This window comes from Micromonospora rubida, assembly GCF_009908295.1.
GTDB classification, from domain to species: Bacteria; Actinomycetota; Actinomycetes; order Mycobacteriales; family Micromonosporaceae; genus Micromonospora; species Micromonospora rubida.
Window position 1 is genome coordinate 70576 of the sequence record NZ_JAAALO010000003.1, and the last position, 21503, is coordinate 92078.

Sequence of the window (21503 nt, forward strand, 5' to 3'; positions counted from 1 at the left end):
ATGTCGCACCGCCCGCCCGCGCCGAGCGGTCGGGTGACGTCGGCGAAGATCGTTATCGCCGGTGGGTTCGGCGTCGGCAAGACGACGCTGGTCGGCTCGGTCTCGGAGATCACTCCGCTGACCACCGAGGCCATCATGACCTCGGCCGGCGTGGGCGTCGACGACACCCGGCAGGTGCCGGGCAAGACGACGACCACGGTGGCGATGGACTTCGGTCGTATCTCGATCGACCGGGACCTGATCCTGTACCTGTTCGGCACACCAGGCCAGACCCGGTTCTGGTTCATGTGGGACGAACTGGTCCGGGGCGCCATCGGCGCGGTGGTGCTGGTCGACACCCGACGACTGGCCGACTGCTTCGCGGCCATCGACTTCTTCGAGCACCGGCGGCTGCCGTACCTGGTGGCCATCAACTGCTTCGACGGGATGCAGTACCACGACCCGCAGGACGTCCGGGACGCGCTGGCGATCTCCCGGGACGTGCCGGTGGTGGCCTGCGACGCCCGGAACCGGGAGTCGACGAAGCACGTGCTGATCTCGCTGGTCGAGTACGTGCTGACGATGCGCCGCTCGCGCGCCGTCACGCCGGCCTGAGATCGCCCGGGCAGCGCCCGGCCACCGGCACGCCGCCGGTCGCCGGGCGCTGCCTGCTGTCCGAGACCGCCCGCCGCCGTCCGACCCGCTCCGCCTCTCGGCGGGCTGGCGGGGTGGGGCCGGCCGCTCGGGCGACGGGCGGATCGGGTCAGGACACCCGGACCCAGCCGCCGTGGTCGACCCGGTAGATGCCGAGGGAGTTGCGGTCCATGCCGCCGTGCCGGATCGGCGCGAACGCGTACGCCCCGGCGATTCCCTCGGTGACCTGGTTCTGCAGGTACGCCCGCAGCCGACCCCGGTCGACGCTGGCCGCCGACCGGGCCGCGTTGGCGATCAGTTGCAGCGCGTCCGAGGCGTACGGGGCGAAGCCGCTGAAGCTGCCGTGTCGCTGGATGTAGCGGTACACGAAGTCCCGCCGGGCCAGCGCCGCCGTGGTGGTGTTGGTGAGGGTGGACCCGCCGAGGCAGATCGGGTGCACCGCGTACGCGCCCTCCAGGGCGGCCGAGTTGCCGTCGGCCAGGGTGTCCTCGGCGACGCCGCCCGCGTCCAGGTAGAGCGGCCCACGGTGGCCGGCCTGGCGCAGCGCCAGTACCGCCCCGCCGGTGTCGGGGGCGGTGCCCCAGACCACCACGGCGTCGGGCTCCGCCGCCACCACCCGTCGCGCGGCCCGCAGGAAGCTCTCCCCGGCCCGGGGTAGCCGGACGACCTCGCCGGGCGGCAGCTCGACGGCCCGTAGGGCCGCTGACATCGCCCGTACGCCCGAGTTGCCGTGCAGCCCGTCTGCTGCCAGCACCGCGACCCGTTTCCGCCCCTGCGAGGCGATGAGGCGGGCCAGCCGGCGGGCCACGTCGGAGGCGTCCGGGGTCAGCTTGTAGACGTACGTCCGCTGGGCCAGCGGCAGCACGATCCCGTCCCCGTACGCCAGCGAGACGTACGGGGTCCGGAGTTGCTGGGCGACGCCGACGATGGCGGCGGAGGTCTCGGTGAGGGTCCCGCCGAGCAGGGCGTGCGCCCCGTTCCGTTGGATCAGCTCGGTGGCGTGCCGGGCGGCCAACTCCGGGTCGCTGGCGTTGTCGCGCACCTCCAGCCGGACGGTCCGGCGCAGGTTGCCGACGGGCACACCGTCGGCGTTGAGCGACTCCAGACTGATCCGCAGGGCCCGCTCCTGAAGCACCCCGAGCGCCGCGCCGGCACCGGTCAGCTCCAGGCTGACGCCGAGCACCAGTTCCTGGTCGCCGGTCCGGGGCGTGCCGTCGGTGGGACCGTCCCCCGCCCCGGTCCGCCCGCAGGCGGCCAGCAACAGGACGCCCGCCGCAGCCGCGAGCACCCCCCGCCGGTTGGGTGTGGCCGGGTCGATCGCCGGTGTCGCCATGTGCCAGTCGCCTTCCCCACCCCGGCGACACCTGCCGCCGGCCGATACCGCCGGGTATGTTCCCGGCCGCCGCAACCCGGCGTCAACTTATCCGGGTGTGGGCAGGAACACGCAGGTGGGAGGCGGTTTTCCGGGGATCGATGGCGGTGGCGGGCCGCTGTCCGAGAGACGGTCTCACACCCGCCGCTCCGGGTTAACCGTTGTCGTCCGGCATGCCGACTGACCCGCCACGGGCATGGCTTGCCGACTGACCCGCCACCGGACGTGGCGGGTCAGTCGGTCGGCGTTGCACCGGCGCGTCGGGCCGGATCGGGCCTGCCGGGTCTCAGGACCGGTATCCGGCGGACCGGTACTCGTACTCCCGGTCGTCGTCGCGGTCCCCGGTGTCCCGGGTGAAGTCCCAGCCGCCGGCCGCTTCCCGTCCCGGGCGCCCGCCGACCGCGAAGCCGCCGATCTCCTGCCCGCGACGCCAGCCCCGGAAGTAGCCGGTGGTGTTCTCGGCCAGGCTGGCCGCGTCGCGGACGATCCGAAGCGGACGCTCCTCGCGCAGCGGTGAGCCCGGGACCAGGTTGGCCTGCGGCACCCGCTTCGGCAGCCCGGCCTTCGTCTCGGCGCCCACGGCCGGGCGGGCGGCCTGCTCGGCGGCCTGCCAACCGGTGTCCGCGGTGCTCGACCATTCGACCTCGGCCTCGTCGTCCTGGCCCACGAACCAGGCCGACTTGGCGGCGGCGAAGATCAGCAGGTCGCCGTCGCCCTCGTCGGAGATCGGCGGCGTGCGCCGCTCCATCGGAGCGGCACGCGGCGGCTGGACCGGGGCCGGCCGGTGTTCCATCCCGGGCCGGTCAAGGCGGCGTTCGAGGGTCGGCCGTTCGGGGCGGTGTTCCATCGCGGGCGGTTCGGGACGGTGCTCCGTCCCGGGCCGCTCAAGGCGGCGTTCGAGGGTCGGCCGTTCGGGGCGGTGTTCCATCGCGGGCGGTTCGGGACGGTGCTCCGTCCCGGGCCGCTCAAGGCGGCGTTCGAGGGTCGGCCGTTCGGGCCGGTGTTCCATCGCGGGCCGTTCGGGACGTTGCTCCATCCCGGGCCGGTCAGGGTGGGGCTGCGGGGCGGGCCGGTCGGCGCGGGTCGACTCTCCCCGGTCGACCAGCCGCAGCGGCGGCGTCTCCAGTTGCGGGTCACCGGCCGGGGCCGGCCCCTCGCGCAGCGCCCGGTCCGCCAGCGGCGGCGGCTCGACCAGCCGCAGCATCGGTGGTTCCTGGGGCAGGTCGTCGGCGAGCCAGGGCGGGGTGACCCGACCGTCGGCCGGCACCAGCTCCGTCGGCGCGTCGATCTGTCGCGCCCCTCGGTCCTCGAAGGACCGGGCGACCGGGTTGTCGGCGGCGCTGTCGGACGGGGCCTCGGGGTTGTTGACCAACGGCCAGTTCGCCCGCGAGCCCGGGGGAGCGGACTCCGGGCCGGGCCGCGGGGTCGGGACCGGCACGCTCAGGTCGGTGACGCTGAACCCGCCGGTGGGCAGGGCGGGCTCGCCGGTGGTCTTGGGCCGGGGTGGGATGACGGTGCGTTGCCGCTCCGCCCTGGCGTGCTGGATCGCGGCGGTGGTCAGCGTGGGCCGGAACGGCTCGCCGGCCTCGGCCGGCGGCACCGAGCCACGCTCGCGCTGGGCCGGCGCGAACGGGGTCATCCCCGGCGGCGGGGGCGGCGGCGCGGACACCGGCCGGTTGGTCGGGCCGTCCACCATCCGGCGCGGGTCGCCGGCCGACGGCGGTGCGGAGACGGGCGGGGTGGCGGTGGCGGCCGGGGCCATCGGGCGCGGGGCGATCGGCGGCGGTGCGATCGGCTCCGGTGCGCTCGGCGGTGGGCCGAGGGGCCGGGGCGAGGGCGGCATTGCTCCGCCGGGGATCGGCTCGGGGCGGCTGCGGCGGCCGACCGGCTCAGGTTCGGTGGGCCGTAGCGTGCGCAGCCCGCCGGTGCCGCCGAGGCCGGTCAGCTCGGTGACCGGCTCGCCCCGGCGAGCGGCGGACCGTCGGCCAGCCCCCTGGGCCGGGTTGGTGACCCGGGCACCGAGCGCGCTGACCAGCGCCTCACAGCCCGCGTCGCAGGCCCGCACCGAGGCGACCGCCTGGCGGACCGTCTCCGCCACGGCAGAGGTGAGCGCCCGGCTGACCGCCGCGCGGCGCGGGGTCTCGGAGATGGCGACCTGCAGGGCGGTCACCGCGTCGTTGATCTCGTCGGCGTCGGCCACCCCGTCGGCCGCGAGGTGGGCGGCGATGGCGTCCGCCGCAACCGACATCTCCCGGCCCCGGCCGAGCGTGCCGCCCAGCATGCCGGGCTCGGGCAGCGCGTCGAGCACGGCCAGCGCGACCGGCTCGGCCGGGTCCGGGTACGCGCGCAGCGCGGCCGGGTAGAGCTCCCGCAGCACCTCGCGCAGCGCCACGGCGGCGGAGTGCCGGCCGCTGGCGAGCGCGGCATGGGCCGCGAGGACCTGCTTGTAGCCGGTGAGGTCCCGGTGCGCCGGCAGGGTGACTGCGGAGAGCGCCCCGGCCTGGAGGGCCCGGGCCAGCCCGACCGCCTGCCGCTCGGCCGGCGGGGACTGCATCTCCTCCAGCGAGTCGTCGTCGGCGAACCGCTCGGCGAAGTCGTCCACCGAGTCGTCGTCGGCGATGGCCAGTGGCCGCCCGGCGGCGCTGAGCAGCGAGGTGACCGTGTGGTCGTCGCTGTCAGCCGCGATCGCGGCGCCGCTCGGCCCGCCCGACCGCTCCACCAGCAGGGCGACCAGCTGGGCGTATCCGGCCGGGTCGTCGCCGATCTCGCAGACATGGAGCAGCCGGCCTGCGTCGTCGACGACAGCGGACGTCAGCGTCGAACCGGCCGAAGCCGGTCGATCGGCCGGATCCGCTGAGGCCAGACCGCAGTACACGCGCACGAGCGCCACGGCGTCGTCCTCCTCCCGGGACTGATGTCTTTCTCTGCCAGAGACTGATGCTCCCTGGAACGCGTCAGTCGCGCCAGTCCACGACCGCAGAGATCTTGCCGACAATGGTGCGCCAACCGAGACTCGCGGTCTGCGCCCCGATCTTCTTCAGCCGCCGCCGGCCGAGGAAGCCGCCGATCCCGCCGTTGACCGTGGACCGCAGCGCCTCGTCCAGGTCGTCCAGGCTGGAGCCGGAGGAGAGCATGTCCAGCACAGCGGGCAGACGCAGCGCGTACGCGACGTCCCGGGCCGCCTCGCCGGCCTCGATGAGCAGGGGAGCGTCCCAGGTGTCGTGTCCGCCGCGCAGGTTCTCCACGACCAGGTCGAGCTCGTAGGTGTCCTCATCGAGGGGCACGATGTCGCCCGGGCTCAGCCGATCGGACAGTTCATTCCAGCTGTCCAGCTGGGACATGTCGTTGGGTGCGCCGGACCGGACGAAGCTGACCAGCGACTCCGGCGTCTTGAACAGCAGCAGCTTGCCCTGGTGGCTGAGGAAGACCGGGACCTCCTCGTCGCCCTCCTCGTCGTCCTCGTCTTCGTCTTCGGCGTCCGTGGCCTCGTCGGCCTCGTCCTCGTCGGTCTTGGTCGAGGAGTCGTCGGAACCCCGGCGTCGGGACTTCCCGCCGTTCTCCTCCTCCTCGGCCTCGGCGAACTCGGCGGCCACCTCCTCGTCGAGGATCACGACCTCGTCCTCGTCGCCGTCCTCGTCGACCTCGATCGCCTGACGGCGGGCCAGGAACGGGTCGTCGGTGTCGCGGTCGGCGACGTCGGTGGGGGTTAGCTCCCGAGCCGGCCGGTACGCCCGCAGGGTGTAGCCGGTGCCGGAGGGCAGGGCGATCTCCACCGGGTCGATGCGCACCTCGTCCCAGAGGGAGCGGTCGGCGTCCCGCGCCGACGGACGCTCGATCTCCTCGTCGACCTCTTCAACGGTGCCGTCCTCTTCGACGGTGTCGTTGGTCTCGTCGAGCTCGGGCTCGTCGGCGTCGGGCCGTTGGGGCGACTGGCGGGCCACGCTGACCTCCGGGTGCTTCGGGTTGCCCACTCGGCGGCGTCTCCGGCTGCCGAGTGACTCTGGGCACATACCCTAGTGGGCCGCTCGCGGGGACCGGTGCCCGCACCCCGGTGGCGATCGGTCGGGCGGACAAGTAGCTTTGCTACCTATTAAGGCCCAGGCCCTGCACGGACACCTCGACGCGTGCAGCCGGGCGTTCAACTCGCGCAGCCGGTCCTCCACGCGTACGTCCTCGCAGCGGGCCATGGGGCCGAGCCTGCCACGGCGGGCCCCGGTGCGCGTCAGGGGATTCCCGGAACGCGGGCTCAGGGCCGCCGGGTCAGGGCCAGGTAGCCGCGTTCCGCCGCCTCCTGGAGCAGCCACTGGTCCCGGTACCAGCCCGGCGCGGCCACCAGCTCGGCGTGCCGGCCGCGCTGCACCACCCGGCCGGCGTCGAGCACCACGATCTCGTCGAGACCGGCCAGCCCGCTGAGCCGGTGGCTGATCAGCAGTACCGAGTGCCCCGCCGGGGTGGCGGCCAACGCCGAGGCGAGCACCGCGTCGGCCGCGGCCGGGTCGAGGCCCTCGGTCGGCTCGTCGAGCACCAGCACCCCGGGCGCGGCGAGCAGCGCCCGGGCCAGCGCGAGGCGTTGCCGCTGGCCGCCGGAGAGCTGCCCGCCCTCCTCGCCGACCACGGTGTCCCAGCCGGCGGGCTGGGCGCGCACCCAGTCGAGCAGGCCGGCGGCCCGGGTCGCGGCGGTCAGCGCGTCGGTGTCGGCGGTGGGCCGGCCGAGTAGCAGGTTCTCCCGGACCGTGGCGTGGAAGACGTACGCCTCGGCGAGCAGGCCGCCGATCGCCCGGGGCAGTTCCTGCGCCGGGTACGCCGACAGGTCCACCCCGTCCAGGGTGGCCCGGCCGTCCCCGGGGCGCACCGTGCCGGTGAGGACGGCCGCGAGCGTGCTCTTGCCGGCGCCGCTCGGGCCGACCACGGCGACCCGGCGGCCGGCTGGCAGGTCCAGGGTGACCCGGTCCAGCGCCGGCGCGGCACCCACCCGGTATCGCACGCTCACCTCGTCCAGGTGCACGTCGTGCGGGGCGTCGGCGGTCACCGTGGCGGTCCCTGCGGCGGGGGTCTCGGCGGCGCTGGTCTCGGTGCCGGCCGGCTCGGTACCGGTCTCGGGGCCGGTCAGCGGGGCAGGGCCGGTCCCGGGGCCGGTCAGCAGGGCGGCGACCCGGACCAGGCCGGCCCGGAGCTGGGTGCGCTGCCGGGCGGCGCCGACCAGGGCGAGCGCCACCTCGACGGCGGTCAGGGAACCGACCGCCAGCACCCCGACCATTACCCCGCCGACCCCGGCGCGCAGCGCGGCGACCACCACCCCCGCGGCGGTCGCCCCGGCGACCAGCACCCCGGCCGCGTCCACGGCGAAGCCGGTCGCGGCGAGCCGCCGTTCCAGCCGGGCCAGCCGCCTGGCCCGCCCCCCGGCGGCGGCCAGCGCCTGCCGGGTGGCGCCGAACGCGGCCAGGTCGGCCGCGCCGTGGGTCAGGTCGACCGCGTCCGTGGCGAGCGCCCCGCGCAGCGGGGCGACCTCGTCGGCGGCCCGGCGGGTCAGCGCCGTGGCCGCCAGGGGCAGTGCGACCCCGGCGACGAGCAGGCCCAGCGCCAGCACCCCGGCGGCCGGGAGTGAGACGAGGCCGGCTCCCGCCACGGCCAGCACGCTGACTCCGGCGGCGGCAGACCCGGGCACGAGCACCCGCAGCAGCAGGTCCTGTACGGCCTCCACGTCGGAGACCAGCCGGCTCAGCGCGTCCCCGGTGCGTCCCCGGGCGGCGTCGCCCCGGGCCGCCAGGGTGGCGAACACCCGGGCCCGCACGTCGGTGATCATCCGAAGCACGGCGTCGTGGCCGGCCAGCCGTTCGGTGTAGCGGAACACGCCCCGACTGATCGCCAGGGCCCGGACCGCGACGATCGCCACGGTGAGCCGGTCCAGCGGCGGCCGGCCGGCGGCGCTCATCAGCAGCCAGGTGGCGGTGGCCATCAGGGCCAGCCCGGCGAATTCGGTGGCGGCGGCGAGCAGCCCCGCCCCGACCAGCCGCCCCAGGTACGGCCGGGCCAGCCGGAGCACGGTCCGCTCGGCGGCCCGGACACTCCGGCCGTCGGGCGGTGGGGCGGCAGCGGCGTCCGCGCCCGGGTTCGGCAACGTGTCGCTCGGCGGGGCCGTGGCGTCCACTCCGGCCGGCCCCTCGCCGAGCGCAGCGGCGTCCGCGCCCGGGTTCGGGAGCGGGGGGGACGCGCCGTCGGCGGGACCGGTGCTCATCGGGCCCCCTCCGTGACCTTCGCGGGGGTCAGCTCGGTGACCCGGCCGTCCTCGACCCGCAGGATCCGGTCGGCGTCCTCCAGCAGCGCCGGCCGGTGGGCCACCAGCAGGGCGGTCCGCCCGGCGACGAGCCGGCGGGTGGCGGCCAGCACCACGGCCTCGCTGGCGGTGTCGAGCCGCGCGGTGGGCTCGTCGAGGAGCACCACCGGGGCGTGCCGGAGGAACGCCCGGGCCAGCGCCACCCGCTGCCGTTGGCCGCTGGACAGCCCGTGTCCGCGCTCGCCGAGCATGGTGTCGAGCCCGTCGGGCAGGGCGGCGACCACCTCGTCCAGCGCGGCGGCGGTGACCGCCGCGGCGAGCGCGTCGTCGTCGGTGTCGGGCGCGCCGAGCCGGATGTTGTCGGCCAGCGTCGCGGCGAACAGGTGGGCGCGTTGCGGCACCCAGGCGAGCCGGCTCCGCCAGCCGTCCGGGTCGACGCCGGCCAGGTCGACCCCGCCCACGGTGACCCGGCCCCGCGTCGGGGCGACGAAGCCGAGCAGCAGGTTGAGCAGGGTGCTCTTGCCCGCGCCGCTGGGCCCGACGACGGCGATCCGCTCGCCCGGCCGGATGGTCAGCGTGACGTCCCGCAGCGCGACCGTCCGCTCGTACTCGACGGTCACGCCCTCGAACCGGATCTCGCCCCGCCCGTCGGGGGCCGGCGACGGCTCCGCTCGGGCGGCGGCCGGCTCGACCGCGGAGAGGGTGAGCGCCTCGTCCAGCGCGGTCAGCCCCTCCATGCTGGCGTGGAACCGGCTGCCCGCAGCCCGCAGCGGCAGGTACGCCTCCGGGGTGAGCAGCAGCACCAGCAGCGCGGTGGAGAGGGTCAGCCCGCCGCCGAGCAGCCGGATGCCCACCGGCACCGCGACCAGCGCCACCGACAGCGTGGCGACCAGCTCCAGCACCAGCGCGGACAGGAACGCGATCCGTAGCGTCTTCATGGTGGCCGCGCGGTGTCCGTCGGCGATCCGGCGCACCACCTCGACCTGCCCCCGTACCCGGCCGAACGCGCGCAGGGTGGGCAGCCCGGCGACCATGTCGAGGAAGTGTCCGCCGAGCATCGACAGCCGCCGCCACTGGCGTTCCGTGGCGGCCTGCGCCTGCCAGCCGAGCAGCGCGCCGAAGACCGGGATCAGCGGCAACGTCAACGCGATGATCACCGCCGAGCCCCAGTCGGCGAAGACGATCCGGGCCAGCACGGCCACCGGCACGGTGACACTGAGCACGAGCTGCGGAAGGTATCCGGTGAAGTACGCGTCCAACGCGTCGAGCCCGCGCCCGGCCAGGGTGGCGAGCTGGCCGGCCCGCTGGCCGGCGACCCAGCCGGGACCGTGCCGGCCGACGGCCGCGAGCAGGTCCTCCCGGAGCGTGGCCTTTACCGTCGCGGCGGCCCGCGCCGCCACCGTGCCCTGCGCCCAGGTGACCAGCGACCGCCCGGCAACCGCGGCGAGGAAACCGCCCAGCGCCGCCCGGTCCAGCCGCCCGTCGATCGCGGTGGCCAGCAGCATGGCCAGCGCGGTCGCCTGCCCCACGACCAGTAGCGCCGTCAGCCCGCCGAGTAGCGCGAGCACGGCGAGGTCGCGCCGGGCCGCGGGGACCCGGCGCAGCAGACGCGGGTCGAAGGGACGGCGGTTCACCAGTACACCGGTGCCCTGCCGTCGGTCCGTCCTCGGAACACCCACCAGCACATTGCCTGAAAGCCTAGTAGGGCCGGCAGGAGCGGCACCGTCAGCCAGCCCAGCAGCGCCAGGGTCGGCCCGCTGGCCGCCCCGCCGGTCACCGTCAGTGATGCCGCCGGATCGGCGGTGGAGATTAGCGCGTAGGGCCAGAGCGACGCCCCGACCAGCGTCACCGGCAGCGCCAGCGCCGCCGAGGTGGCGGCGAAGGCGACCCCGGATCGCCGCCGCGCGAGCGCCGACCGCGCCGCCAGAAGTGCCGCGACCAGCACAAACGGCAGCAGTACGGCGAACAACGGGCGCTGCGTCGCGGCGCGTACCCGATCGGAGAGGCCGCCCGCGACGGTGGCCAGGGCGACTGCGGCGAGTGCCACCGCGACCAGCCTGCGGGCGGCCCGCGCCAGCGGCGCGGCGTCGGCGGCCGGGAGCCGGAGCGTGAGGAAGATCGCACCGTGGACGGCCACCAGGGCCACCATCGCGACCCCGGCGGCGGCCACGAACGGGGTGGCCACGTGCCCGAGCCCCGCCACGTGCCGCCGGCGGTCGGATCGACGGGAGTCGGTCCGGTGGGCCGTCAGCTCAGGAAGAGGGAGATCGGCAGCGTGAGCAGGGTGGCCGCCACCGTCAGCGCGGTGGCCCCGATCAGCCGGGGCGGCCGGTCGGCGATCAGCAGTCGCTGGACCCGGACGTCCAGGTCCCCTTCGCCCATGCCGAGCGCGCCGGCCGGGGTGACCCGGTGGCCGGCCGCGGCGAACCGCCGCAGCGCGCCCGCGAGGGGCGCCTCGGCGTGCAGCTCCCGGGCCTTGTCGTCGGCGCGCATCTCGACCAGCAGAGCGACCCGCGCGTGCGCGTCACGCACCCAGCGGAACCAGGGCAGCGCCCGGCACAGCGCCGTGAATGGCAGCAGTACGAGGTCGTGCCGCTCCTGTGCGTGCGCCCGCTCGTGGGTGAGCACCGCCTCCAGCTCGGCCCGGTCGAGCATGCTGAGCGTTCCGGCGCTGACCACCACCCGGGGCCGCACCCCGGGCAGGCAGTACGCCGCCGCGCCCGGATGGTCCAGCACCAGCGCACCCGGCACCTCGGGATCCCGGCGGGCGACCAGGGTCAACAGGTCCCGGTGCCGGCGCTGGGCCCGGACGGCCGCGTGCAGGCTGCGTACCGTCGTGCCGAACAGCACCGCCCCGATGCCGAAGCCGATGCCGACCAGCCCGAGGTGGATCGCGCCCATCCCGGCGGGGAGGGTGCCGTGGGTCAGGTCGGAGCCGAGGGCGAGCAGCGCGCCGCCCGTCGGCCGGTCGTACGCGGTCAGCCCGAGCGCCATGGGCAGGCCCATCGCGGAGAGGCCGAGCGCGAGCCCGACCGCCTGCCAGCAGACGATCGCCACCCGGGGGCTGCGCCACGTCCAGGTGGAGGTCGCGAGGACCTGGGCGGTCAAATAGCAGGCCAGGACCGTCGCGGCGAAGTGCGCGGCGTACGCCATGACGGCGGCCCTACCGGTCCGTCGCCTCGTCGGCCAGGGCGGGCTGCCCGGCCCGGTCCGTACGCGGATCCTCGACCCGATCGGTCAGCGAGCCGGCCGCCTCGGCGCCCAGGGCGGCGCGTAGCACGTCGGCCTCGGTCCCGGTGACCGAGCGGGCGAAGCGCACCAGTGCGGCGTCCCGGCTGCCGCCGAGGTCCAGCGCGTCGAGCATGAGCTGGGCAATGTACGCCTCGCGGCTGGCCGTGGCCCGGTACCGCCAGGCCCGCCCCTCCCGCTGGCGCTGCACCATGCCCTTGCCGGCGAGCCGGTCCAGCACGGTCATCACCGTCGTGTACGCCAGCTCGCGCCCGTCGAGCGCGTCGGCGACCTCGCGCACGGTCACCCCGTCCGACGTGCCCGGGACGGTGTCCCACAGCACATCCATCACCGCACGTTCAAGATCCCCAAGCCGCGTCACCCGTCAATCCTACCCTCCGTAGTAGACCCCCACGGCCCGGCCGCTCCCACCGCCCCCCTCCGCGCGGGCCGCCCTCTCCGCGCGGGCCGCCCTCTCCGCGCGGGCCGCCCTCCACCGCACTGCCGAGCACGCTCTTTCCGTGAATTAGTGGCCTTCCCCCGTCGAATGGCCACTAATTCACGGAAACTGCGCGGGGTGCGGGGTGCGGGGTGCGGGGTGCGGGGCGCGGGTCGCGGGTCGGGCGGGGTGCGGGTCGGGCGGGGGCGGGCGGGCGGTCGGCCCGCCGGGCGCCCCAGTGGGCGGGCGCGGGCGGGCACCGCCGGGCGTGGGCGCGCTCGCACGGCAGGGCGCGGGCTGGGCTGGGTGTGGGCGGAGGTGGGTTCGGCGGGTGGGTTCAGGTGCCCTTGGGGTGCCAGACCGTCTTCGTCTCCAGCAGGGCGGTCATCCGGGTGATGCCGGGGTCGGCGGACCAGTCGTGGTCGGCCGGGGCCGGCCGGAGCACCCGCTTCAGGTTCTCCGCCGCCTTCACCTCCAGCTCGGTGGCGAGCGAGGGGTCGGTCACCCCGGTCAGGTCGATCGCGTTGACGTCCATGTGGCCGGCGAGCGCCGGCGCGGTCTCGGTGATCTTCCCAGTGAGGATGTTGACCACCCCGCCGGGCAGGTCGGAGGTGGCCAGCACCTCGGCCAGGGTCACCGCCGCCAGCGGCTGCGCCGGGGAGGCCGCCACCACCACCGTGTTGCCGGTGACGATCGCCGGGGCGATCACGCTGACCAGGCCGAGCAGCGCCGGCTGCTCGGGTGCCACCACCGCCACCACGCCGGTGGGCTCGGGCGCGGACAGGTTGAAGTACGGGCCGGCGACCGGGTTCGCGCCGCCGTACACCTGGGGGAGCTTGTCGGACCAGCCGGCGTACCAGACCCAGCGGTCGATCGCCGCGTCGACCTCGTCGGCCGGCACGCCGAGCGCGACGAACTGCTCGCGGCGGCCCTCCAGCATCTCGGCGACCCGGTAGAGGATCTGGCCCCGGTTGTACGCGGTCGCCCCGGCCCAGCCCTTCACGGCCGCTCGGGCGGCGACGACGGCGTCCCGGGCGTCCTTCCGAGAGGCAAGAGACACGTTCGCGGATTGCACGAGATACGACCGTCCCGACTCGCTGCGCGGGAACTTCCCGCCGATGAAGAGCTTGTACGTCTTGCGTACCGCGACCCGCTCAGACATTGAGGTAGCCCTCCAGCCCGTGCCGGCCGCCCTCGCGACCGTAGCCCGACTCCTTGTACCCGCCGAACGGCGAGGTGGGGTCGAACTTGTTGAACGTGTTGGCCCAGACCACCCCGGCGCGCAGCCGGTCGGCCATCCACAGGATGCGGGAGCCCTTGTCGGTCCAGATCCCGGCCGACAGCCCGTACGGCGTGTTGTTGGCCTTCTCGACGGCCTCGGCCGGGGTGCGGAAGGTCAGCACGGACAGCACCGGCCCGAAGATCTCCTCCCGGGCGACCCGGTGCGCCTGGGTGACCCCGGTGAAGATCGTCGGCGCGAACCAGAAGCCGCGCTCGGGCAGCTCGCACGGAGGCGACCAGCGCTCGGCCCCCTCGGCGGAGCCGGCGTCGGACAGCTCGCGGATGCGGGCGAGCTGGTCGGCCGAGTTGATCGCCCCGATGTCGGTGTTCTTGTCCAGCGGGTCGCCGACCCGCAGCAGGGCCATCCGCCGCTTCAGCGACTCCAGCACCTGCTCGGCGACGGACTCCTGGACCAGCAGCCGGGAGCCGGCGCAGCAGACGTGCCCCTGGTTGAAGAAGATGCCGTTGACGATCCCCTCGACCGCCTGGTCGATCGGGGCGTCGTCGAAGACGATGTTCGCGGCCTTGCCGCCCAGCTCCAGGGTGAGCTTCTTGCGGGTGCCGGCGACCGACCGGGCGATGGCCCGGCCGACCTCGGTGGAGCCGGTGAAGGCCACCTTGTCCACGCCCGGGTGCTCGACCAGGGCCCGGCCGGTGTCGCCCGCCCCGGTGACGATGTTGACCACGCCGGCCGGCAGGTCGGCCTGCTGGCAGATCTCGGCGAACAGCAGCGCGGTCAGCGGGGTGGTCTCGGCGGGCTTGAGCACCACCGTGTTGCCGGCGGCCAGCGCCGGGGCGATCTTCCACGCCAGCATGAGCAGCGGGAAGTTCCACGGGATGACCTGGGCGGCCACGCCCAGCGGCTGCGGGTCCGGCCCGAAGCCCGCGTGCGGCAGCTTGTCGGCCCAGCCGGCGTAGTAGAAGAAGTGCGCGGCGACCAGCGGCAGGTCGACGTCCCGGGACTCCTTGATCGGCTTGCCGTTGTCCAGCGACTCCAGCACGGCCAGCTCGCGGGAGCGCTCCTGGATGAGCCGGGCGATCCGGAACAGGTACTTGGCCCGGTCCCGGCCGGGCATCGGGCCCCACACCTTCTCGTACGCCTTGCGGGCGGCGCGGACCGCGCGGTCCACGTCCTCGCTCCCGGCCCAGGTGACCTCGGCGAGGACCTCCTCGGTGGCGGGGTTGACCGACTTGTTGAGATGCTCGCCGTCGACGAACTCGCCGTCGATGAACAGACCGTAGGAGGATCTGATGTCGACGATCGCGCGCGACTCGGGCGCAGGGGCGTATTCGAACATCACTCTCAGTCCAGGGTGAAGTAGTCGGGACCGGAGTAGACGCCGGTCGTCAGCTTGGTGCGCTGCATGAGCAGGTCGTTGAGCAGGCTGGACGCGCCGAACCGGAACCAGTCCGGGTCGAGCCAGTCCGCGCCGACGGTCTCGTTGACCATGACCAGGTACTTGATCGCGTCCTTGGTGGTCTTGATCCCGCCGGCCGGCTTCACGCCGACCTGCCGGCCGGTGGCGTCGCGGAAGTCGCGGACCGCCTCCAGCATCACGAGGGTCACCGGCAGGGTGGCGGCGACCGGGACCTTGCCGGTGGAGGTCTTGATGAAGTCGCCGCCGGCCAGCATGGCCAGCCAGGAGGCCCGCCGCACGTTGTCGTACGTGGCCAGCTCGCCGGTCTCCAGGATCACCTTGAGGTGGGCGTCCCCGCAGGCCTCCTTGGTGGCCACGATCTCGTCGTAGACCTCCTTGAAGCGCCCGGACAGGAACGCGCCCCGGTTGATCACCATGTCGATCTCGTCGGCGCCGGCCGCCACGGCGGCCCGGGTGTCGGCGAGCTTGACCTCCAGCGGCGCCTGCCCGGACGGGAACGCGGTCGCCACGCTGGCCAGGTGCACGCCGCTGCCGGCCAGCACCTCGGCCACGTGCGGGACCATCGCCGGGTAGACGCAGACCGCGCCGACGTGCGGGCAGGACGGGTCGGCCGGGTCGGGGCGCAGCGCCTTGGCCGCGAGCGCCCGTACCTTGCCGGGGGTGTCCGCCCCCTCCAGGGTGGTCAGGTCGACCATCCGGATGGCCAGGTCGATCGCCTGCGCCTTGGCCGTGGTCTTGATGGAGCGGGTGCCGAGCTGTGCCGCCCGCTGCTCCGCGCCCACCTGGTCCACGCCCGGCAGGCCGTGCAGGAAGGTCCGCAGAGCGGTCTCGGATCGTCCCAGCCCGGAGAGATCCGACCGGGCCGACGTCGCTGTCGCCGTCATGCCGGGAAGTCTACGCATCCACGGGCGTTGTGAGACTGGTCACGATGCGGCCGTCGCGGGCGCCGCCGCGCCGCCGCAGGCTCGTCGGGCTGCCGTCGAGGCACCGTCGGGGTGAGCCGGGTCGCTGCCGGGCCCGCTCCCGCACTGCGGGAGCCGACCGTTCGGTAGGTTGAGCGATCGTGGACGTACACGTCATTGACCACCCGCTCGCCCAGTCGCGGCTGACCGCCATGCGGGACGCCCGCACCGACTCCTCTTCGTTCCGGGCCGCGCTGCACGAGCTCACCACCATGCTCGTGTACGAGGCCGCACGATCCTTCCCCGTCGAGAAGTACCCGGTGCAGACCCCGGTGACCGGCGCCGAGGGCACCCGGCTGGCCAACCCGCCGCTGCTGGTGCCGGTGCTGCGGGCCGGTCTCGGCATGGCCGACGCGGCGCTCGGCCTGCTGCCCGAGTCGTCGATGGGCTTCGTCGGCCTGGCCCGGGACGAGGAGACGTACGAGCCGCGGGCGTACATGGAGTCGCTGCCCCGCGACCTGGCCGGCCTGCCGGTGCTGGTCCTGGACCCGATGGTGGCCACCGGCGGCTCCCTGGAGCACTGCTGCCGGCTGCTGGCCGACCGGGGCTGCACCGACATCACCGTGCTCTGCGTGCTGGCCGCGCCGGTCGGCATCCAGCGGCTGGAGCAGTCCGGCCTGCCGCTGCGGCTGGTCACCGCCTCGATCGACGAGGGCCTCAACGACAAGATGTTCATCGTGCCGGGCCTCGGCGACGCCGGCGACCGCCAGTTCGGCGGCATGCCCCGCTTCTGACGCCCGCTCGTACCATTCCGCCCGCCCCGGCATTGCCGGAGCGGGCGGTCTTTTCCTGCCGCCCGCTCGGCGCGCTATCGGGCGTCGAGTTGGTGCGCGGGAGTGCCCGCACCCGCTAGCGTGTCCGGCCATGACTGGTGTTGCTCTCGCCGAAGAGTTGCTTCTCCTCGCGTACGACGACGAATCCGGCAAGGCGACCATGCCGCGGATCAGCCTCGACCTCGGGATGGCCGCCGCGGTGTTGATCGAACTGGCCCTGGCCGGCCGGATCACGTACGCCGCCGGGAACCTGACGGTCGCCGACCCCACCGGAACGGGCGAGCCGACCCTCGACGGGGTGCTGGCCCGGATGGCCGCCGACGCCCCGAACACCCCCTCCTCGTGGGTGCAGCGGCTGCGCCACGGCCTGCGCGACCGGATCCTCGGCGACCTGGTCGCCCGGGGCGCGGTGCGCGACGTCGAGGAGACCGAGTTGGGCTTCATCGTCGTGCATCGCTACCCGGCGGCGGACGCCTCCGTGGAGGAGGACAGCCGTCGCCGGCTCGCCGAGGCGCTGGCCGGCGGGCAGCTACCCGACGAGCGGACCGCCGCGCTGGCCACCCTGGTCGCGGTGCTCCGGATGGAGCCGGCGCTCGGCCTGACCGGCGACGCCGCCCGGGACGCCCGGGTACGGCTGGAGGAGATCGCCGGCGGGGCCGGCTTCTCCGGCACGGTCGGCCTGGACGCCTCGGTGGTCCGCCCGTCGGTGGCACTGGTCGTCACCGCCCTGGGCACCGCCGTCGACGCCGCCCTCGGCAAGCGCGCCTGACCGCTCCAGCCGGGACGAACGACCCGGACCGACTGCCCACCCACCCCCCACCCCGCCCCGCATGATCGCGCTCTTACACGGAAAGAGTGGCCTCGAAGCGCTGCGAGGCCACTCTTTCCGTGTAAGAGCCAACATGCCGAACCCGCGTAACGGGGTTGATCGACTTTGGGGGGTGGGGGGTGGGTGGGTGGGTGGGTTAGAGGTTCAGGGTGGTGGCGATCTCGGTGCGGAGGGTGGCCGTGGCCGTGGCCGCGCGGGTGCGGGCCGCCGGCACGTCGCCGTCCGCGACCGGCTCCACGACCTCCAGGTACGCCTTGAGCTTCGGCTCGGTGCCTGACGGGCGGATCACCACCCGGGCCGTGTCGGTGCGCAGGATCACCACGTCCGCCTCGGGGAGCAGGTCCCGCGCCTCGGTGACCGGGTGCCCGAGCAGCGTGGTCGGGGTGGCCGCCCGGACCCGGGCCATCGCGTCGGCGATCACCCGCAGGTCGTCCACCCGGACGGAGAGCTGGTCGGTGTGGTGCACGCCGAACTCGGCGGCCAGCTCGTCCAGCCGGTCGGTCAGCGTGCGCCCCGCCGCCTTGAGGCCGGCGGCCAGCTCGGCGATGGTCAGCGCGGCGGTGATGCCGTCCTTGTCGCGCACGTGTTCCGGGGCGACGCAGTAGCCCAGCGCCTCCTCGTAGCCGTACACCAGCGGCGCGGACCCGCCGCCGGCCCGGACGATCCACTTGAACCCGGTCAGCGTCTCGTCGTACGGCAGGCCCCTGGCGGCGCACATGGCCCGTAGCAGGGACGACGACACGATCGTGGTGGCGTACAGGCCCCGCACGCCCCGGCGCATCAGATGGTCGGCGAGCAGGACGCCCACCTCGTCGCCGCGCAGCATCCGCCAGCCGCCGGGCTGCTCCTCGCCCGTGGCCGGAAGGCTCGCCGGCTCACCGCTCGGGCTCGCCGGCCCGCCGTCGCGGACGGCCACCGCGCAGCGGTCCGCGTCCGGGTCGTTGGCGATCGCCAGGTCCGCGCCGGTCCGCTCGGCGAGCGCGACGAGGCGGTCCACCGCCCCCGGCTCCTCCGGGTTGGGGAAGCTCACGGTCGGGAAGTCCGGGTCGGGCTCCGCCTGATCGGGCACCACGCCGGGGATGCCGAACCCGGCGTGGGCGAAGGCGGCGGTCAGCACCGCCGCGCCCACCCCGTGCAGCGGGGTGTAGGCCACCTTCAGGTCCCGGGGCCCGGCCGGGTCGATCACGGCGGCGGCCCGGTCCACGTACGAGGCGACCAGGTCGTCGCCGAGCACCTGGCCGGCCGGGCCGAGCGGCACCTGGGCGAGCGGGCCGACCGCCCGGATGGCCGCCTCGATCCCGGCGTCGGCGGGCGGCACGATCTGCGCCCCCGCGCCCAGTTCGCCGCCGAGCCGGGCGCCCAGGTACACCTTGTAGCCGTTGTCCTGCGGCGGGTTGTGGCTGGCCGTGACCATCACGCCGGCCGCCCCGTCGAGCTGCCGCACCGCGTACGCCAGCACGGGGGTGGGCAGCGGGCGGGGCAGCAGCAGCGCCGGACGGCCCGCGCCGGTGGCGACCTGGGCGGTGCGCTCGGCGAACTCCCGGGAACCGTGCCGGGCGTCGTACCCGATCACCAGCGGGCCGGTCGCGCCCTGGGCGGCGAGCCAGCCGACGAGCCCGGCGGCGGCCTGGCTGACCACGGCGAGGTTCATCCCGTTCGGGCCGGCCCGTAGCGGGCCACGCAGCCCGGCGGTGCCGAAGGTCAGCGGCCCGGCGAACCGGTCGGCCAGCTCGGGCGCGCTCGCCGGCAGCCGGTCGAGCACGGCTCTCAGCTCCTCGCGGGTGGCCGGGTCGGGGTCGTCGTCGAGCCAACGCTGGGCCCGGTCGCGAATGTCGTCAAGGTCAATGGTGTCCGCCGCCATGCCTCTTGATAGCAGGCGGCGGATCACCACGTCCCGGCGGCCTCGCTCCGGTCGGCCCGGTGGGGCTCAGTTGGCCCCGCCGAGCTTGAACGACTCCACCATCCGGTCGAAGATCGGCTTGCTCTCCGCGAACCGGGCGTCGGTGGAGGAGAGGTAGAACGAGTAGACCTTCCCCTCGTGCACCACCCCGCGCCACACGCCGTGCCGCATGCCGTCGCCCTCGCCGCAGGTGTACTCGAACTCGGCCGCAGCCTGACCGTCCAGCTTCTGCTCGGTCATCGACACCCGGTTGTACGGCTTCGGGCAGGAGGTCGACTTGGTCCGCAGGCCCTTCTCGGCGACCTCGGCCCAGCGCGACGACGACGTGCCGCCCCACTCCTCGGAGAGGACGCGCACCTTGCGGCCGCTGTCCTCCGGGTCGACGAAGTCGACCCACACGCCGGCGCTGTTGCGCTGCCAGCCCTTGGGCACCTGCACCGTGACGCCCCGGGTCGACTGCTCCTGCATCTCCACCGGCGCGGCGGCGGGGGCGGTGGGCTGCGCCGAGGGGGTGGTCGGCTGGTCCGGTTCGCCGCCGCCGAACAGGACGACCGCGCCGACCACCAGCAGCACGACGAGGCCGCCGGCCGCCGCGAGCTGCACCTTGCGCGGCCAGCCCTTGACGGTGGCGACGAGGCCGCCGATCCCGCCGGTCGCACCGCCGCCGGCCGGGGCGGGCGCCGTGGCCGGGGTGGCCCACGGCTGGCCGGTGCCGGGCACCGACCACTGGGCGCCGCCGTACGTCCCGCCCACCCGCTGGGTCGCCTCGGGCGGGCCACCGAAGCCGGGCACCGCCTGGGTGGCGTCGGGCTGGCCGACCCCCTGGGCGGCGTTCGACCCGGCGCCGAACGGGACCTGCTGGGTGGCGTTCGACCCGGCGCCGAACGGGACCTGCTGGGTGGCGTTCGACCCGACGCCGAACGGGACCTGCTGGGTGGCGTTCGAACCGACGCCGAACGGGACCCGCTGGGTGGCGTCCGGGCGGGGCCCGAACGGGACCTGCTGGGTGGCGTCGGGCGACGTGCCGTACGTCACCCGCTGGGTGGCCTCCGGCGCACCGCCCGCGTCCACCCGCTGGGTGGCCTCCGAGGCCCCGCCGTACGTCCGGCCGGCCGGCGACGTCGGCGTCTGCGTGGGCATCGCCCCGGTGGGGGTGTGCAGCGGGCCGGCGAGCGCGTCGGCGCTGGTGTCGTCCAGCGCGGCGGCGCTCGCGGCGGCGGCGGTCTTCTTCCTCGCCTTCTCGCCCCTGCGCAGGGCGGCCAGCCGGTCGGTCAGCGACTCCTCGGGGGAGAGCATCGCCCGGCCGCCGATCTGCCCGCTCGGCTTCGGCTCCGGGTCGGGCGGCGGTGGCGGGGCGACCACCGGCCGCTGCGCCGGCACCACCGCGTACGGGTCGGTGACCGAGTTGACGGCGGTCGCGGTGCTGGTCAGCGGGCCGGCCAGCAGCTCGCGCAGCATCGCCCGGGAGGTGTGCACGTCGAGCCGGCGGGCCGGGTCCTTCTCCAGCAGGCCCATCAGCACCCGGGTCAACGGGCCGCTGCGCTGCGGGGTGGCGGGCGGGTCCTCGACCACGGCGTGCATGGTCTCGATCGGGTCGCCCCGGTCGAACGGGGGCCGGCCCTCGACCGCCGTGTACAGCGTCACACCGAGGGAGAAGAGGTCGCTGGGCGGGCCGAACTCGTGGCCCATGGCCCGCTCGGGGGAGATGAAGTGCGGCGAGCCGAGCACCATCCCGGGGGTGGTGAGCTGCACGTCCGTGGGGAGCTTGGCCACCCCGAAGTCCGTCAGCACACACCGGCCGTCGGTGCAGATCAGCACGTTGGCCGGCTTCACGTCGCGGTGCAGCACGCCGATCGCGTGGGCCACCTCCAGCGCGCCGAGCAGGGCGATACCGATCTTGGCGACCGCGCGGGGCGCGACCGGCCCGTCCTCGATCACCATGTCGGCCAGGCTGCGGGCGTCCAGTAGTTCCATCACGATCCAGGGGCGGCCACCCTCGGTGACCACGTCGTACACCTGGACCACGGCCGGGTGCTGGATGGCCGCGGCGGCGCGGGCCTCGCGCAGCGTCCGCTCGTACATCGAGTCGCGGTCGCTGGGGGCGAGGCCCGGCGGAAGGATGACCTCCTTCACCGCCACGTCACGCCGCAACAGGGTGTCTGTGGCACGCCAGACCGTACCCATGCCGCCGTTGCCCACCGCGGACCGGAGCGAGTAGCGACCACCGATGGTGGTGCCGGGCGCCGCGCGTCCGTGGGGTGGACTGACCGGTCCGCCGCTCCACGTCGGGATCTGAGTCACAGAAAAGCCACCGGGGGAAATCGAGGGGGCTGGGACACAACTCCCCTATCTTGCTGGTTCCGACGCCCGATGCGAAACCCGACGCGACGGACGTTTCCCGAACTCCACGGTACGTGCTCGGTCGCTCACCCT

16 protein-coding genes are annotated in these 21503 nt (G+C 74.9%); 3 read left to right on the forward strand and 13 right to left on the reverse strand.

The genetic code is table 11. The features are described from left to right. Complete coding sequence (locus GVV04_RS10025; RefSeq protein WP_117671057.1) at positions 1–594, forward strand: GTP-binding protein; 594 nt, start codon at positions 1–3, stop codon at positions 592–594. A gap of 148 nt (positions 595–742) precedes the next feature. Here the strand turns inward: GVV04_RS10025 and GVV04_RS10030 are convergent, their stop codons facing one another. From GVV04_RS10030 to deoC, 11 genes are all read right to left on the reverse strand, one after another. Further along, entirely contained in the window at positions 743–1966 is a 1224-nt protein-coding gene (locus tag GVV04_RS10030; RefSeq protein WP_161686941.1) for an ABC transporter substrate-binding protein, read from the reverse strand. 325 nt (positions 1967–2291) lie between these two features. After that, entirely contained in the window at positions 2292–4895 is a 2604-nt protein-coding gene (locus GVV04_RS10035) for a transposase (protein ID WP_161686943.1), read from the reverse strand. A 64-nt stretch (positions 4896–4959) separates the two neighbouring features. Further along, positions 4960–5976 carry a DNA primase gene (locus GVV04_RS10040; RefSeq protein WP_161686945.1) on the reverse strand — a complete coding sequence of 339 codons (1017 nt, stop codon included), beginning with the start codon at positions 5974–5976 and terminating at the stop codon, positions 4960–4962. Between the two features lie 275 nt (positions 5977–6251). Beyond that, positions 6252–8240 carry a thiol reductant ABC exporter subunit CydC gene (gene cydC / locus GVV04_RS10045; protein ID WP_161686947.1) on the reverse strand — a complete coding sequence of 663 codons (1989 nt, stop codon included), beginning with the start codon at positions 8238–8240 and terminating at the stop codon, positions 6252–6254. Next, positions 8237–9913: a thiol reductant ABC exporter subunit CydD gene (gene cydD, locus GVV04_RS10050; protein WP_161686948.1), complete on the reverse strand. Its 1677-nt coding sequence runs from the start codon at positions 9911–9913 to the stop codon at positions 8237–8239. Before cydD ends, cydC begins: the two co-directional genes overlap by 4 nt. Next, complete coding sequence (locus tag GVV04_RS10055) at positions 9910–10464, reverse strand: cytochrome d ubiquinol oxidase subunit II (protein ID WP_328822299.1); 555 nt, start codon at positions 10462–10464, stop codon at positions 9910–9912. Before GVV04_RS10055 ends, cydD begins: the two co-directional genes overlap by 4 nt. 62 nt (positions 10465–10526) lie before the next feature. Beyond that, the gene (locus GVV04_RS10060; RefSeq protein ID WP_161686950.1) at positions 10527–11432 is read right to left on the reverse strand and encodes a M56 family metallopeptidase; all 906 of its coding nucleotides are present in this window, start codon (positions 11430–11432) and stop codon (positions 10527–10529) included. Positions 11433–11442: 10 nt separating this feature from the next. Continuing rightward, positions 11443–11889: a BlaI/MecI/CopY family transcriptional regulator gene (locus GVV04_RS10065; RefSeq protein WP_161686952.1), complete on the reverse strand. Its 447-nt coding sequence runs from the start codon at positions 11887–11889 to the stop codon at positions 11443–11445. Between the two features lie 394 nt (positions 11890–12283). Next, on the reverse strand, positions 12284–13108 hold the full coding sequence (locus tag GVV04_RS10070; protein ID WP_161686954.1) for an aldehyde dehydrogenase family protein: 825 nt from the start codon (positions 13106–13108) through the stop codon (positions 12284–12286). Then, positions 13101–14525, reverse strand: a complete 1425-nt coding sequence (locus tag GVV04_RS10075) for an aldehyde dehydrogenase family protein (RefSeq protein WP_161686956.1) — start codon at positions 14523–14525, stop codon at positions 13101–13103. The genes GVV04_RS10070 and GVV04_RS10075 overlap by 8 nt, the downstream gene beginning before the upstream one ends. Before the next feature lie 5 nt (positions 14526–14530). Continuing rightward, positions 14531–15490 carry a deoxyribose-phosphate aldolase gene (gene deoC, locus GVV04_RS10080; protein WP_161686958.1) on the reverse strand — a complete coding sequence of 320 codons (960 nt, stop codon included), beginning with the start codon at positions 15488–15490 and terminating at the stop codon, positions 14531–14533. A gap of 179 nt (positions 15491–15669) precedes the next feature. Between deoC and upp the strand changes: the two genes are divergently transcribed. After that, positions 15670–16302 (forward strand): uracil phosphoribosyltransferase, encoded by a 633-nt coding sequence (gene upp, locus GVV04_RS10085; protein WP_161686960.1) that lies wholly within the window; start codon positions 15670–15672, stop codon positions 16300–16302. A gap of 130 nt (positions 16303–16432) precedes the next feature. Then, positions 16433–17110 (forward strand): GOLPH3/VPS74 family protein, encoded by a 678-nt coding sequence (locus GVV04_RS10090; protein ID WP_161686962.1) that lies wholly within the window; start codon positions 16433–16435, stop codon positions 17108–17110. A 196-nt stretch (positions 17111–17306) separates the two neighbouring features. Here the strand turns inward: GVV04_RS10090 and GVV04_RS10095 are convergent, their stop codons facing one another. Next, positions 17307–19031: a phospho-sugar mutase gene (locus GVV04_RS10095; protein ID WP_161686964.1), complete on the reverse strand. Its 1725-nt coding sequence runs from the start codon at positions 19029–19031 to the stop codon at positions 17307–17309. Positions 19032–19097: 66 nt separating this feature from the next. Continuing rightward, positions 19098–21371, reverse strand: coding sequence for a serine/threonine-protein kinase (locus GVV04_RS10100; RefSeq protein WP_161686966.1), 2274 nt, complete (start codon positions 21369–21371; stop codon positions 19098–19100). Positions 21372–21503 lie beyond the last annotated feature (132 nt).

What these genes read in the sequence shown, in the direction of transcription:
- GVV04_RS10025 (WP_117671057.1), top strand. Translation starts at nt 1, where the DNA reads ATGTCGCACCGCCCGCCCGCGCCGAGCGGTCGGGTGACGTCGGCGAAG.
- GVV04_RS10030 (WP_161686941.1), bottom strand. Translation starts at nt 1,966, where the DNA reads ATGGCGACACCGGCGATCGACCCGGCCACACCCAACCGGCGGGGGGTG.
- cydC (WP_161686947.1), bottom strand. Translation starts at nt 8,240, where the DNA reads ATGAGCACCGGTCCCGCCGACGGCGCGTCCCCCCCGCTCCCGAACCCG.
- GVV04_RS10060 (WP_161686950.1), bottom strand. Translation starts at nt 11,432, where the DNA reads ATGGCGTACGCCGCGCACTTCGCCGCGACGGTCCTGGCCTGCTATTTG.
- GVV04_RS10070 (WP_161686954.1), bottom strand. Translation starts at nt 13,108, where the DNA reads ATGTCTGAGCGGGTCGCGGTACGCAAGACGTACAAGCTCTTCATCGGC.
- GVV04_RS10075 (WP_161686956.1), bottom strand. Translation starts at nt 14,525, where the DNA reads ATGTTCGAATACGCCCCTGCGCCCGAGTCGCGCGCGATCGTCGACATC.
- deoC (WP_161686958.1), bottom strand. Translation starts at nt 15,490, where the DNA reads ATGACGGCGACAGCGACGTCGGCCCGGTCGGATCTCTCCGGGCTGGGA.
- GVV04_RS10090 (WP_161686962.1), top strand. Translation starts at nt 16,433, where the DNA reads ATGACTGGTGTTGCTCTCGCCGAAGAGTTGCTTCTCCTCGCGTACGAC.
- GVV04_RS10095 (WP_161686964.1), bottom strand. Translation starts at nt 19,031, where the DNA reads ATGGCGGCGGACACCATTGACCTTGACGACATTCGCGACCGGGCCCAG.